The organism is Micromonospora sp. CPCC 206171, from assembly GCF_036906755.1.
GTDB classification, from domain to species: Bacteria; Actinomycetota; Actinomycetes; order Mycobacteriales; family Micromonosporaceae; genus Micromonospora; species Micromonospora purpureochromogenes.
The window spans coordinates 67,305-79,808 of the sequence record NZ_JBAKHT010000020.1 but is presented as its reverse complement, the minus strand read 5'-3'; the positions used below and the strand labels follow the sequence as shown (position 1 = coordinate 79,808).

The 12,504-nt window shown below is 73.3% G+C and carries 15 protein-coding genes; 8 read left to right on the top strand and 7 right to left on the bottom strand.

What is annotated here, in order from left to right; genetic code table 11:
• Positions 1-98 precede the first annotated feature (98 nt).
• Positions 99-713 carry a helix-turn-helix domain-containing protein gene (locus tag V6U89_RS21755; RefSeq protein ID WP_357618826.1) on the bottom strand — a complete coding sequence of 205 codons (615 nt, stop codon included), beginning with the start codon at positions 711-713 and terminating at the stop codon, positions 99-101.
• Positions 714-724: 11 nt separating this feature from the next.
• Here V6U89_RS21755 and V6U89_RS21750 point away from each other — a divergent pair, with 11 nt between their 5' ends.
• Both V6U89_RS21750 and V6U89_RS21745 read left to right on the top strand, forming a co-directional pair.
• Positions 725-1,561: an AzlC family ABC transporter permease gene (locus tag V6U89_RS21750; RefSeq protein WP_334573186.1), complete on the top strand. Its 837-nt coding sequence runs from the start codon at positions 725-727 to the stop codon at positions 1,559-1,561.
• Complete coding sequence (locus tag V6U89_RS21745; protein WP_334573185.1) at positions 1,555-1,863, top strand: AzlD domain-containing protein; 309 nt, start codon at positions 1,555-1,557, stop codon at positions 1,861-1,863. Before V6U89_RS21750 ends, V6U89_RS21745 begins: the two co-directional genes overlap by 7 nt.
• 54 nt (positions 1,864-1,917) lie before the next feature.
• Here V6U89_RS21745 and V6U89_RS21740 read toward each other — a convergent pair whose 3' ends face one another.
• From V6U89_RS21740 to nadA, 3 genes are all read right to left on the bottom strand, one after another.
• Positions 1,918-2,559 carry a DUF3043 domain-containing protein gene (locus tag V6U89_RS21740; protein WP_334573184.1) on the bottom strand — a complete coding sequence of 214 codons (642 nt, stop codon included), beginning with the start codon at positions 2,557-2,559 and terminating at the stop codon, positions 1,918-1,920.
• Between the two features lie 42 nt (positions 2,560-2,601).
• Positions 2,602-3,957 carry a UDP-N-acetylglucosamine 1-carboxyvinyltransferase gene (gene murA, locus V6U89_RS21735; RefSeq protein WP_088961029.1) on the bottom strand — a complete coding sequence of 452 codons (1,356 nt, stop codon included), beginning with the start codon at positions 3,955-3,957 and terminating at the stop codon, positions 2,602-2,604.
• Between the two features lie 227 nt (positions 3,958-4,184).
• Positions 4,185-5,378, bottom strand: a complete 1,194-nt coding sequence (gene nadA / locus V6U89_RS21730) for a quinolinate synthase NadA (RefSeq protein WP_334573183.1) — start codon at positions 5,376-5,378, stop codon at positions 4,185-4,187.
• Between the two features lie 68 nt (positions 5,379-5,446).
• Here nadA and V6U89_RS21725 point away from each other — a divergent pair, with 68 nt between their 5' ends.
• The 4 genes from V6U89_RS21725 (at position 5,447) to V6U89_RS21710 (ending at position 8,969) form a co-directional block, all read left to right on the top strand.
• Complete coding sequence (locus tag V6U89_RS21725; protein WP_334573182.1) at positions 5,447-6,583, top strand: glycerate kinase family protein; 1,137 nt, start codon at positions 5,447-5,449, stop codon at positions 6,581-6,583.
• A 352-nt stretch (positions 6,584-6,935) separates the two neighbouring features.
• Positions 6,936-7,304 carry an iron-sulfur cluster insertion protein ErpA gene (gene erpA, locus V6U89_RS21720; protein WP_088961031.1) on the top strand — a complete coding sequence of 123 codons (369 nt, stop codon included), beginning with the start codon at positions 6,936-6,938 and terminating at the stop codon, positions 7,302-7,304.
• 184 nt (positions 7,305-7,488) lie between these two features.
• A complete protein-coding gene (locus V6U89_RS21715; protein ID WP_334573181.1) occupies positions 7,489-8,466 on the top strand; it encodes a carbohydrate kinase family protein in 978 nt (325 codons plus the stop codon).
• Positions 8,463-8,969 carry an AAA family ATPase gene (locus tag V6U89_RS21710; protein ID WP_334573180.1) on the top strand — a complete coding sequence of 169 codons (507 nt, stop codon included), beginning with the start codon at positions 8,463-8,465 and terminating at the stop codon, positions 8,967-8,969. The genes V6U89_RS21715 and V6U89_RS21710 overlap by 4 nt, the downstream gene beginning before the upstream one ends.
• Positions 8,970-9,103: 134 nt before the next feature.
• Here the strand turns inward: V6U89_RS21710 and V6U89_RS21705 are convergent, their stop codons facing one another.
• A complete protein-coding gene (locus V6U89_RS21705; RefSeq protein ID WP_154943966.1) occupies positions 9,104-9,331 on the bottom strand; it encodes a sulfurtransferase TusA family protein in 228 nt (75 codons plus the stop codon).
• Positions 9,328-10,479 carry a cysteine desulfurase family protein gene (locus V6U89_RS21700; RefSeq protein WP_334573179.1) on the bottom strand — a complete coding sequence of 384 codons (1,152 nt, stop codon included), beginning with the start codon at positions 10,477-10,479 and terminating at the stop codon, positions 9,328-9,330. The genes V6U89_RS21705 and V6U89_RS21700 overlap by 4 nt, the downstream gene beginning before the upstream one ends.
• Positions 10,480-10,649: 170 nt before the next feature.
• Here V6U89_RS21700 and ctaC point away from each other — a divergent pair, with 170 nt between their 5' ends.
• Together ctaC and V6U89_RS21690 are read left to right on the top strand one after the other, a co-directional pair.
• Complete coding sequence (gene ctaC / locus V6U89_RS21695) at positions 10,650-11,621, top strand: aa3-type cytochrome oxidase subunit II (protein WP_334573178.1); 972 nt, start codon at positions 10,650-10,652, stop codon at positions 11,619-11,621.
• Positions 11,622-11,631: 10 nt separating this feature from the next.
• Complete coding sequence (locus tag V6U89_RS21690) at positions 11,632-12,060, top strand: cytochrome c oxidase subunit 4 (protein ID WP_238451558.1); 429 nt, start codon at positions 11,632-11,634, stop codon at positions 12,058-12,060.
• A 182-nt stretch (positions 12,061-12,242) separates the two neighbouring features.
• Here V6U89_RS21690 and V6U89_RS21685 read toward each other — a convergent pair whose 3' ends face one another.
• A complete protein-coding gene (locus V6U89_RS21685) occupies positions 12,243-12,455 on the bottom strand; it encodes a hypothetical protein (RefSeq protein WP_334573177.1) in 213 nt (70 codons plus the stop codon).
• Positions 12,456-12,504: the final 49 nt, after the last annotated feature.

The window sequence follows — 12,504 nt, the reverse complement described above, 5'->3', positions numbered from 1 at the left end:
CGGCACGCTCCCAGAGCTGTCTACCGGCATCGGCGTCAGCTCAGTGAGGGCGCGGGCCAGGAGAAGGCGCTGTGGTTGAGGCGCGCTCCGCCAGCAGCTCAGGGGTGCTCCATGACGAGGACCGCGAAGGTGCCGGGCGCCAGCGCCTCGTACCGGTGCGGCGCGTCCCCCGGGAACGTGGCGTAGTCGCCCGGGCCGAGTTCCACCAGGTCGGACTCCGGGCCGACGCGCATCCGCCCAGCGGCGACCACGATGTGCTCCACGCTGCGGGGGGTGTGCGGCTCGGCGACGCGGACGTCACCCGGTTCCAGCTCCATGACGTAGACGTCGCGCCGGGCGTGTGCCGAGCCGGCGGCGAGCAGGGTGGCGGTGAAGTCGGCGTGCTCCGAGCGGACCCGGGGGCCCTCGCCGGCCCGGATCACCCGGACGCTGGCCGGCGGCGGCTCGACCAGCCGGCTGAACGGTACGCCGAGCGCGACGCCCAGCGCCCAGAGCGTCTCCACGCTGGGGTTGCCCACGCCGGATTCGAGCTGGGACAGGGTGGACTTGGCGATGCCGGCGCGGCGGGCCAGCTCGGTCAACGACAGACCGGCCCGGTCGCGCTCGCGGCGCAGGGCCGCCGCGATGGTGGCCAGCAGGGGAGTGGTGTCCACGGCCTTGTTCGCTCCATCGTTCTTTTTGTTCGGTTTGACGAACGCGTCGAAGGTGTTCATCATAATGGACCATGCGTACGGCTCAGCGAACACCCGACGCCCGGATGCTCCGCGACGTCGCTGCGATCGGCGCGGCGATGATCGCGGTCGGCGCCTCCTTCGGCGCGGTCGCGGTGGCCGCCGGCCTGCCCCCCTGGGCGACCGTCGCGATGTCGGTGGTGGTCTACGCCGGTGGCGCGCAGTTCATGGCGGTGGGCCTGGTAGCCGCTGGCAGCCCGCTCGCCGCGGTCCTGGCCGGCCTGCTGCTCAACGCCCGGCACCTGCCGTTCGGCCTGACCCTGGGCGACAGCCTCGGCCGGCCGCGCTGGCGACGGCTGCTCGGCAGCCACCTGATGACCGACGAGACGACCGCGTTCGCGCTGGCGCGACCGGCCGGCTCCGCGCGCCACCGGGCGTTCTGGCTCGCCGGGACGCTGCTCTTCCTGGCCTGGAACGCCGGCACCCTGCTCGGCGTGCTCGCCGGCGGCGCGGTGGGCGATCCGGCCACCCTGGGGCTGGACGCTGCCTTCCCGGCCGGGCTGATCGCCCTGCTGCTGCCGACCCTGCGCGACCCGGAGACCCGGCGGGTGGCGCTGACCGGCGCGGGCCTGGCGGTGCTGTCGACCCCGGTGCTGCCGGCCGGGCTGCCGGTGCTGCTCGCGCTCGCCGCCTTGGCCCTGCCGGCCCTGCGCAGGCCCCGCCGATCGGCCGCCGATCGGCCCGGCGCCGACCCGTCCGGTGCGCCCGGCAGCGCCGCCCCGTCCGGTGCGCCCGGCGCCACCGGCTCGCCAGCGCGGGGTCGGGGCCGGGTCGGACCCCGGGAAGCCGGGTCGGGGCCGGCCCTCCGGACGGAGGAGAGGGCGTGCTGATCGTGGTGATCCTCGCCCTGGCCGCCGGCACGTACGGCTTCCGGGTCGCCGGAGTGCTGCTGCGGGACCGGCTGGACCTGCCCGAGTGGTCCCGGCGGTTGCTGCCGGTCGGGGCCGCCGCCCTGCTGGCCGCGCTGGCCGCGACCGCCGCACTGACCGAGGCGGGCCGCTTCGCCGGCTACGCCCGGCCGGCGGGCGTGCTGGTCGGGGTGCTGCTCGCCTGGCGGCGGGCACCGTTCGTCCTGGTGGTGGTCGCGGCGGCCGGCACCACGGCCCTGCTGCGCCTGCTCGGGGTGCAGTGACGAAGCCCCTCCCCGCTTACGCCGGGAAGGGGCCAGGTCCGGACCGGGTGGGGGTCAGATCTTGTCGCCGATGTTGACCTGCGGCGCGGGGGCCCGCATCCGGCGGAAGGTGATCGAGCGCATGATCGCGTAGAGGTAGAGCGACCCCATCCGCTCGCCGCTGTTCGGGAAGCGCTCCCGGACCAGCTTCTTGATCTTGCGAGAGATCAGGATCGAGTCGATCACCACACCGAGCGCGAGCGCACCCCAGATGATGTTCGAGGCCAGCCGGATCGCCGGTGGCATGGCCTGGTTGGAGCCGATCAGCACGATCAGCGCGCCACCGAAGAACCAGGTGCCGACGGTACGCCGGGAGTCGACCACGTTGCGGGCCAGCAGCCGCTCCGGGCCGCGGTCGCGCGGGCCGCCCTCGCGGCGGAACTCCGCCGCCGCCTCGGCGCGGGCCAGCCGGCGCTGCTCCCGCGCCTCCTCCTTGGTCAGCGGCTTCGTCGGCCCGGCGGGGCGACGACCGCCGACCGGCCGCTTCGGGGTCTGCAGGCCCAGTTCCTTCTTGCTCGGGGTGTAGCCCCGGGGGCGCGCGGAGGGCTGCTCCTCGGTCGCCACGACGGTGGCGGAGGAGTCGGGGTCGGCGGACTTGCGACGAAACAGCGACGGCACGAGGTGAAGGGTAGCCAAACGACGGCGCCCGGTGCACATCACGGTGCACCGGGCGCTCGTTCCGAGCTCAGGTGAGTTCGGTTACGGCCGCTCGACGTGCGCGCCCAGGCTGGCCAGCTTCGCCTCGAAGTCCTCGTAACCGCGGTTGATCAGGTCCACGCCGTACACCCGGGAGGTGCCCTCGGCGGCGAGCGCCGCGATCAGGTGGCTGAACCCGGCGCGCAGGTCCGGGATGACCAGGTCGGCCGCGTGCAGCTTGCTCGGGCCGGCGATCACCGCGGAGTGCTTGAAGTTGCGCCGGCCGAAGCGGCACGGGGTGCCGCCCAGGCAGTCCCGGTAGACCTGGATGTTGGCGCCCATCGTGTTCAGCGCCTCGGTGTAGCCCAGCCGCTGCTCGTAGACCGTCTCGTGGACGATCGACAGGCCGCGGGCCTGGGTCAGTGCGACGACCAGGGGCTGCTGCCAGTCGGTCATGAAGCCCGGGTGCACGTCGGTCTCCAGCGCCACGGCGTTGAGCTCGCCGCCCGGGTGCCAGAACCGGATGCCGCCCTCCTGGCCCGGGTCGCCGAGCTTCGGCGCGCGGGCGTCGGTCACCTCGTACGCGCCGCCGACCGAGCGGAAGATGTTCAGGAAGGTCATCATGTCGACCTGCTGGGCGCCGAGCACCTCGACGTGCCCGCGGGTGGCCAGCGCCGCCGCCGCCCAGCTCGCCGCCTCGATCCGGTCGGGGATCGGCCGGTGGGTGTAGCCGCTGAGCCGCTTGACGCCCTGGATCTCGATCACCCGGTCGGTGTGGACCTTGATGATCGCGCCCATCTTCTGCAGGATGCAGATCAGGTCGATGATCTCCGGCTCGACGGCGGCGTTGCGCAGCTCGGTGACGCCCTCGGCCATCACCGCGGTGAGCAGCACCTGCTCGGTCGCGCCCACGCTCGGGTACGGCAGCGCGAACTTGGTGCCGTGCAGCCCGTTCGGCGCCGACAGGTGCAGGCCCTCCGGGGTCTTCTCGACCGTCGCGCCGAACTCGCGCAGCGCCTGGAGGTGGAAGTCGATCGGGCGCGGCCCGATGTGGCAGCCGCCCAGGTCCGGGATGAAGGCGTGCCCGAGCCGGTGCAGCAGCGGGCCGCAGAACAGGATCGGGATCCGGCTGGAGCCCGCGTGCACGTTGATCTGGTCGGTGCTGGCGCTCTCGACGTTGGCCGGGTCGAAGACCAGCTCGCCCTCCTCGGCGCCGTCGGTGACCTTGACCCCGTGCAGGCCGAGCAGCCCGCGGACCACCTCGACGTCACGGATGCGCGGCACGTCGAACAGCCGGCTGGGGGTGTCGCCCAGCAGGGCGGCGACCATCGCCTTCGAGACCAGGTTCTTCGCGCCGCGCACGCGGATCCGCCCTTCCAGCGGCGTGCCTCCGTGTACGACCAGGACGTCGTCGGTCAACGCAACCTCCAGCGCGTCGGGTGGTGCTGTGTCGAGGGTGGGTCGAGCTGTCCAGCTCTTGCCGGCTGTTCAGCTACCCGGAATGGGACCGGCGCAAAACGGTCCGCGATGTCGTCGCCCCGGCAGCATAGCCCTCGGTGACGAAAATGGAATCGGTCACATCGCCAGGCACGGAACGAACCGGGGATTCCGGCATGTTTCCGTACCAGCGATGTGACCGTGGGTGATCAGCGGGGCGGCGGGGTGTCCGCGCCCGGCAGGGCGAGCATCTGGTCCAGCGCCACCCGCGCGTGGTGCGCGGTGTCCTCATCGACGGTGATCTGGTTGACCACCCGCCCGGCGACCAGCTCCTCCAGCGCCCAGACCAGGTGCGGCAGGTCGATCCGGTTCATCGTCGAGCAGTAGCAGACCGCCTTGTCCAGGAACATGATCTGCTTGTCCGGGTGGGCCAGCGCCAGCCGGCGGACCAGGTTCAGCTCGGTGCCGACGGCCCAGGCCGAGCCGGCCGGAGCCGCCTCGATGGTCTTGATGATGTACTCCGTCGAGCCGACGTGATCGGCGGCGGTGACCACCTCGTGCCGGCACTCCGGGTGCACCAGCACGTTGACCCCCGGCACCCGCGCGCGCACGTCGTTGACGCTGTCGAGGGTGAACCGGCCGTGCACCGAGCAGTGCCCCCGCCAGAGGATCATCTTCGCGTCGCGCAGCTGCTGCGGGGTGAGCCCGCCGTTCGGCTTGTGCGGGTCGTACAGCACGCAGTCGTCGAGCGAGTAGCCCATCTCCAGCACCGCCGTGTTGCGGCCCAGGTGCTGGTCGGGCAGGAAGAACACCTTCGACCCCTGCTGGTACGCCCAGTCCAGGGCCCGCTTGGCGTTCGACGAGGTGCAGACCACGCCGCCGTTGCGCCCGACGAAGCCCTTGATGTCGGCCGAGGAGTTCATGTACGTCACCGGGACGGTGTCCGCCGCGACGCCCAGCTCGGTCAGCACGTCCCAGGCGGTCTCGACCTGCGACAGCACCGCCATGTCCGCCATCGAGCAGCCGGCGGCCAGGTCGGGCAGGATCACCTTCTGCGCGTCCGAGGTGAGGATGTCCGCGCTCTCGGCCATGAAGTGCACGCCGCAGAAGACGATGTACTCCGCGTCCGGCCGGGCCGCCGCCTCCCGGGCCAGCTTGAACGAGTCGCCGGTCACGTCGGCGAACTGGATCACCTCGTCGCGCTGGTAGTGGTGACCCAGCACGAACACCTTGGTGCCGAGCGCGGCCTTGGCCGCCGCCGCCCGGGCCACCAGGTCAGGGTCGCTCGGCGCCGGCAGGTCGCCCGGACACTCCACGCCACGCTCGGTGGCGGGGTCGCTGCCGCGGCCGAGGAGCAGCAGCGCAGTGGCGGTGTTGGAGGGTTCCACCCAGGTCGAAGTCACGCCTCCCATGGTCCCACAGCGTGGCTGCCGCGCAGCCTCCGCCGGTGTGGGCTGCCACACTGCCAGGCATGCGCGTGCTGCTCTGTCCGGACAAGTTCGCCGGCACCCTCGCCGCCCCGGAGGTCGCCGCCGCCGTCGCCGAGGGCTGGCGGGCCGTCGCCGCCGGCGACGAGCTGCTGATCCGACCGCTCGCCGACGGCGGGCCGGGCTTCGTCGCGGTGCTCGCCGACGCCCTCGGCGGGCGGCGGATCCCGGTGCCGACCGTCGACCCGCTCGGCCGGCCGGCCACCGGTGAGATCCTGGTCACCGACGACGGCACCGCCTACCTGGAGAGCGCCCAGGCCTGCGGGCTGCACCTGCTCTCCGCCGCCGAGCGGGACCCGAAGGCGACCACCTCCTACGGGCTGGGGACGCTGGTCACCGCGGCGGTCGAGCACGGGGCCCGCACGGTGGTCATCGGGCTCGGCGGCTCCGGCACCAACGACGGCGGGGCCGGCCTGCTCACCGCGCTCGGCGCGACGCCGCTGGACGACGCCGGCCGGGCCCTGCCATACGGCGGGGCGGCGCTGGCCGCCGTCGCCACCCTCGACGGCGTGCCCCGGCTGCGCGGGGCCACCCTGGTCGCCGCCACCGACGTGGACAACCCGCTGCTCGGGCTGCACGGGGCGAGCAACGTCTACGGCCCGCAGAAGGGCGCCACCCGCGAGGACGTGCTGCTGCTCGACGCCGCGCTGGAGCGCTGGGCGGCGGTGCTCGAACGGGACCTGCCCGGCTGCCCGCCCGGACTGGGCGCGCTCCCGGGCGGCGGTGCGGCCGGCGGCCTCGGCGCGGCGATCCTCGCCCTGGGCGGGCGCTGCGAATCCGGCATCGACCTGGTGACCCGGGCGATCGGGCTGGACGCCGCGCTCGACGCCACCGACCTGGTGATCACCGGGGAGGGATCCTTCGACCACCAGTCGCTGCGCGGCAAGGTGGTCGCCGGGGTGGCCGGCGCCGCCCGCGACCGGGGAGTGCCCTGCGTGGTGCTGGCGGGACGGGTGAGCACCGGGCGGCGGGAGGCGGCCTCGGCCGGCGTCACCGAGACGTACAGCCTGGTGGAGCACTTCGGCGGGGAGGAACGCGGCGGGGTCGAGGCCGCGATGGGCCGCCCGGCCGAGGGGCTGCGGGCGCTCGGCGCGCGGCTGGCCCGGCAGTGGAGCCGCTGAGCACCCGGCCGGGGGCGGCCGCCGCCGATTCGGTGGCGCCGGCTCCGGTCGCTCCGGTCCGGGGCATGACACCACCCACGAGCGTGATACCTCAGAGGCATATTGATACCTCTGAGGTATCACGCTCGTTCGGTAACGGCCGTGCCGAAGAGACCGGTCGGGATGCCGGGGCGCGCGGCGCGGTGCCGCCCCGCTGCGGACCTGCGGCGCGGGTGACGCCCTTCCGGTCACGCCCCCGGGTCGCGCGGGCCGGGACGGCGTACGATCGGATCTGGACCACACCGGGAATCACTGGACGACGCGTGACGTTGGCCAGTGCGTCCGGACCCATACCGCGCAGGGAGATTTCCACGTGACCACGCCAGCGCAGACCGAGTCGACCGAGGCCCAGGCCCCTACTTCCGTCGTCCTCACCGACGTCGCGGCGCAGAAGGTCAAGGCCCTGATCGAGCAGGAGGGCCGCGACGACCTGCGGCTCCGGGTCGCGGTGCAGCCGGGCGGCTGCTCCGGCCTGCGGTACCAGCTGTTCTTCGACGAGCGGTCGCTCGACGGTGACGTCGTCACCGACTTCGACGGTGTCGAGGTCGTCGTCGACCGGATGAGCGCCCCCTACCTGGCCGGCGCCACCATCGACTTCGCCGACCGGATCGACGCCCAGGGCTTCACCATCGACAACCCCAACGCGGGCAGCTCCTGCGCCTGCGGCGACTCGTTCAGCTGAGTCGACCAGCACCTGCGTACGGCGGGGCCGTCCTTCGGGGCGGCCCCGTCGCCGTCTGTGCGCCGCAGTCGGGGGTGACGTCCGGATCAGCGCCGGGTGGCGCAGTGTCGAGAAGACCCTGGACCGGCTCCCCGGGCGGCCCGGTAGGCTGACCGGCGCCGTGCTCCCGACCCCGAGGGTTGACATGAAGATCGCCGTGACCGGCTCGATCGCGACCGACCACCTGATGAGCTTCCCCGGTCGCTTCGCCGACCAGCTCATCGCCGACCAGCTGCACAAGGTGTCGCTGTCGTTCCTCGTGGACGACCTGGTGCTGCGTCGCGGCGGGGTGGCCGCCAACATCGCCTTCGGCATGGCGCAGCTCGGGCTGCGTCCGGTGCTGCTCGGGGCGGTCGGCGCCGACTTCGCCGACTACCGCTCCTGGCTGGAGCGGCACGGCGTCGACTGCCAGTCGGTGCACGTCAGCGAGGTGGCGCACACCGCCCGGTTCGTCTGCACCACGGACACCGACATGTGCCAGATCGCCTCCTTCTACGCCGGGGCGATGAGCGAGGCCCGCAACATCGAGCTGTCCCCGGTCGCCCAGCGCCTCGGCGGTCTCGACCTGGTGCTGGTCAGCGCCAACGACCCGGAGGCGATGATCCGTCACTCCGCCGAGTGCCGGGAGCGCGGCTACGCCTTCGTCGCCGACCCGTCCCAGCAGCTCGCCCGGATGGACGGCGCGGACGTGATCGGCCTGATCGACGGCGCCGACTACCTGATGACCAACGACTACGAGAAGTCCCTGCTGCAGAGCAAGGCCGGCCTCACCGACGAGCAGCTGCTCGACCGGGTGAAGGTACGGGTCACCACGCTGGGCAAGCACGGCGCGGAGATCGCCGGCCGGGACTTCGGGACGATCCACGTGCCGATCGCCCGGGAGATCCAGGCGGTCGACCCGACCGGCGTCGGCGACGGCTTCCGGGCCGGTTTCTTCGCCGCGCTCTCCTGGGGCCTCGGCCTGGAGCGGGCCGCGCAGGTGGGCTCGCTGCTGGCCACCCTGGTGCTGGAGACCGTCGGCACCCAGGAGTACGAGGTCCGCCGCGACCTGTTCGTCAAGCGCCTGGCCGAGTCGTACGGCGACGCCGCCGCCGAGGACGTGCGGCCGCACCTGCTGCCGTGAGACCCGTCCTGGTCGCGTTCGCCGGCCTGCCGGCGGTGGGCAAGAGCACCCTCGCCCGGCGGCTCGGCGCGGCGCTGGGCGCGCCCGTGCTGCCGGTGGACCCGGTCGAGCGGGCGCTGGCGCAGCACGGGCTGGTCGGCGACGTGCCCGGGATGGCGGCGTACCAGGCGGTGGCGGGGCTGGCCGAGGTGCAGTTGGGGCTCGGCCTGGCCGTGGTGGTCGACGCGGTCAACCCGGTGGCCAGCGCCCGCGGCCTTTGGCACGACCTGGTCGCGCGGGCCGGGGTGCCGCTGCGGCTGATCGAGGTGCACTGCGGCGACGAGGCGGAGCACCGCCGCCGGGTCGAGGCGCGGCTGCCCGCCGAGCCCGACCCGCTGCTCCCCACCTGGGACCAGACCCTGCTCCGCCGCGCCGAGTACGAGCCGATCATCGGCCCCCGCCTGGTGGTCGACACCGCCGTGGACCTGGACCCCCTCCCCGCCATCCTCACCTACCTGACCTGACCCTCCCCGGGTACGCAGTCCCTGCGGGCGCACTTTCCGAGAAAGAGTGGCTATTCGACGTCGAACAGCCACTCTTTCCGTGAACGTGTGCGGATCTGGGGCGCGCGCCCGCGACGTGGGGGAGGGGGGAGGGGTCAGTGGGTGCGGCGGACGTCGTAGGCGGTGGTGTCGGGGTGGGCGGCGACGAATTCCTGGGCGCGCATGCGGCACCAGGCCGGGATGTCGACGGCGGCGGCCGGGTCGTCGGCCAGCACCCGCAGCACCGCGCCCACGGGCAGCTCGGGCAGGCGGCGGGCCAGCGCGATGACCGGCAGCGGGCAGCGCTGGCCCCGGCAGTCGAGCACCTCCGTGGGGTCGGTCACAGCCCCACCACCCCCGCCTCGGCGCGCAGCTCGGCGACGATCCCGGGCAGCTCGGCCAGGAACCGCTCGACGTCCGCCTCGGTCGTCTCCCGGTGCAGCGAGACCCGCACGTTGCCGTGCGAGAGCACCCCCATCGCCTCCAGCACGTGTGACGGGCGCAGCGTCGAGGAGGTGCAGGAGGAGCCGGAGGAGACCGCGAAGCCACGCCGGTCCAGCGCGTGCAGCAGCACCTCGCCGTCGACGTACAGGCAGGAGAAGGTGACCAGGTGGGGGAGCCGGTCGCTGGCGTCGCCGACCACCTCCACGTCCGGCACCTCGGCCGCCACCCGGGTCCGGATCCGGTCCACCAGCGGCGCCAGCCGGGCCGCCTCGGCCGCCGCGTCGGCCGCCGCCGCGCGCAGGCTCGCCGCCGACGCCACCACCGCCGGCAGGTTGATAACCCCCGGGGTACGCCCGGACTCCCGCTCGTCGGCCGGCCAGGGCGACTCCCACCGGGTGCCCTTGCGCACCACCAGCAGTCCCACCCCGGGTGGCCCACCCCACTTGTGCGCGCTGGCGGTCAGCACCGACCAGCCCGCCGGCACCGGCGCCCGCCCCACCACCTGGGCCGCGTCGACGTACAGCGGGACACCGGCGTCGGCGCACTCGGCCGCCGCCCGCGCCACCGGCTGGACGGTGCCCACCTCGTGGCTGGCGGCGATCAGCGCGGCCAGCGCGACCCCGGGGGCCCGTACCGCCTCGGACCAGGCGGACTCCTCGAGCCGGCCGAGCCGGTCCACCGGCACGGCGACCGCCGCGCCGCCACCGGCCACGTGCCGCTCGGCGGCGTGCAGCACCGCGGAGTGCTCGATCGTCGAGTGCACCAGCGTCGCCCCGACCCGCCGTCGACCGGCCAGGCCACCCAGCACCGCCCCGTGCGCCGCGGTCGTACCGCTGGGGGTGAAGGAGAGCTCGTCGGCGCGGACGCCGAGCGTGGCCGCGGTGGCCTCGCGGGCGGCGTCGAGGAGCTGGCGGGCCCGGCGGGCCTGGGTGTACAGCCTGGCCGGGTCGGCCCAGCCGTCGTCGAGGGCGGCCAGCAGCGCCTGCCGGGCGACCGGGTGCAGCGGCGCGGCGGTGGCCGCATCCAGGTAGACGGGGGTAGGGCTCACGACAGCCCACGCTATCGGGTCGGTATGCCCACGAGCCCCCCGATGGGGGCGCACAGTGACCCCAACACGGGCGAGCCCGTCATGGTCGAGTAATCTGCGACCGTCGGTGACGCCTTTGCCGTCGGTGCTTGAGGGAAACCCACCGCGGCGCGCTAGGGAGGCAGGACCAGGTGGTCGCAAGGAGTTCGGAGGTACGGCCCTCGGCCGTACGGCACAGCGCTTCCCCAGGAGCCAATGGGCGCCGGCGGCGTGGTGCTGGTCGACTCGCCGGGCTCGGTCTCGGCGGAGCGGCGCTGCTGGTTCTGCTCACCGGTTGCAACGTCGGCAGCTCGGTCGACGGTTTCGGCTGGCCGCAGGGCGGCATCTCGCCGGAGTCGCACCGGATGTACGACCTGTGGATCGCCTCCTGCATCGCCGCCCTCGCGGTCGGCGTCTTCGTCTGGGGCCTGATCTTCTGGTGCATCGTGCGCTACCGCAAGCGGGGCAACGAGCTGCCGGTGCAGACCCGGTACAACCTGCCGATGGAGTTCCTCTACACCATCGCGCCGATCCTGATCGTCTCCGTGCTCTTCTACTACACGGCGGTCGTGCAGACCGACGTGGTGCGGATCACGAAGAACCCCGACGTGACCGTCGAGGTCGTCGCGTTCAAGTGGAACTGGCAGTTCAACTACCGCGATGGTCAGGGCCCCGAGGCGAACACCGTGGCGTCGGTGCTGGGCACCAGCGAGGTCATCCCGGTGCTGGTCCTGCCGACCGACCGGTCGATCCGGTTCGAGGAGACCAGCCGCGACGTCATCCACTCGTTCTGGGTGCCGGAGCTGCTGTTCAAGCGGGACGTCATGCCGGGCAACGTCCGCAACGTCTTCGAGATCTCCAAGCTCGAGTCCGAGGGCGCGTACGTCGGTCGGTGCGCCGAGCTCTGCGGCAGCTACCACGCCTTCATGAACTTCGAGCTGCGCGTCGTCTCCCCGGAGAAGTACGACCAGTTCCTGGCGGCCAAGCGGGACGGCAAGTCGACGCAGGAGGCGCTCAGCGCCATCGGCGAGGACCCGTACGCGAAGACCACCGCGCCGTTCAAGACGCGGCGCAACGTGGGCACCTTCAACCCCGACAAGTCGCACTCCGACCCGAGGAACTGAGGGAACCGAGATGAAGACCGAGTGGCGTATCTTCCTGGTCATCGCCGCGTTCCTGTTCGGCGCGACGGTGCTCTACGGCGCCTGGACCTGGGGTGACTCGGGCGGCCGGGTCGAGTGGGTCGGCACGGTGGCTCTGCTGCTGTCGTTCCTGCTCTGCACGATGTGCGGTGGCTTCTTCTGGTTCGTGTCCCGCCGGATCGACCTGCGGCCGGAGGACCGGCCGGACGGCGAGATCGCCGACGGCGCCGGCGAGATCGGCTTCTTCAGCCCGGGCAGCTACTGGCCGTTCGGTCTGGCGCTGGCCGCCGCGGTGGCCGGCCTGGGCCTGGTGTACTGGCAGTTCTGGCTGGTGGGCGTCGGCCTGGTCGCGGTCATCTTCGCCGCGTGCGGCCTGCTCTTCGAGTACTACACGGGCACCCGGCGTACCGCCGAGCACTGATCTGACGGCTTCGCCCGCAGGCCCGCGTCCCGCTCCGGGACGCGGGCCTGCGTGTGTTTCCGGCCCCGTGAGTCGTCCACGACATCAGGTCGACAGGACCGGTAGACCGGGCGGTCGCCGGCGGGGCCAACGGCCCGGCGGCACGGCGAGCGGGAGCGCCGCGACGAGGACGGCGCCGCGGGTCAGGCCGCGCGGCGGTCCGACCGGGCGGTCGCCCGCGGGCGCCGGTCGGCCAGGCGCGGGGCGTGGAAGGCGAAGGTGGCGATCAGCACGGCCGCGCCGCAGCCGGTGCAGATCAGCTCGGGGCAGTCGAGGTCGTGACCGTCGACGCAGGGCGGGACCTCGAACGGCTGCACGCCCTCGCAGGTGTCGCAGTAGAGCTCGCGGTCCGACACGGGCGTCTCCTCTCGCTCCGGTGCCCGCCGGCGACCATCGGAGCCATCG

Bases quoted from the DNA above. Each gene is read 5' to 3' on its own strand.
- V6U89_RS21755 (WP_357618826.1), bottom strand. From the start codon at position 713: ATGAACACCTTCGACGCGTTCGTCAAACCGAACAAAAAGAACGATGGA.
- V6U89_RS21750 (WP_334573186.1), top strand. From the start codon at position 725: ATGCGTACGGCTCAGCGAACACCCGACGCCCGGATGCTCCGCGACGTC.
- V6U89_RS21740 (WP_334573184.1), bottom strand. From the start codon at position 2,559: ATGTGCACCGGGCGCCGTCGTTTGGCTACCCTTCACCTCGTGCCGTCG.
- V6U89_RS21725 (WP_334573182.1), top strand. From the start codon at position 5,447: ATGCGCGTGCTGCTCTGTCCGGACAAGTTCGCCGGCACCCTCGCCGCC.
- V6U89_RS21715 (WP_334573181.1), top strand. From the start codon at position 7,489: ATGAAGATCGCCGTGACCGGCTCGATCGCGACCGACCACCTGATGAGC.
- V6U89_RS21690 (WP_238451558.1), top strand. From the start codon at position 11,632: ATGAAGACCGAGTGGCGTATCTTCCTGGTCATCGCCGCGTTCCTGTTC.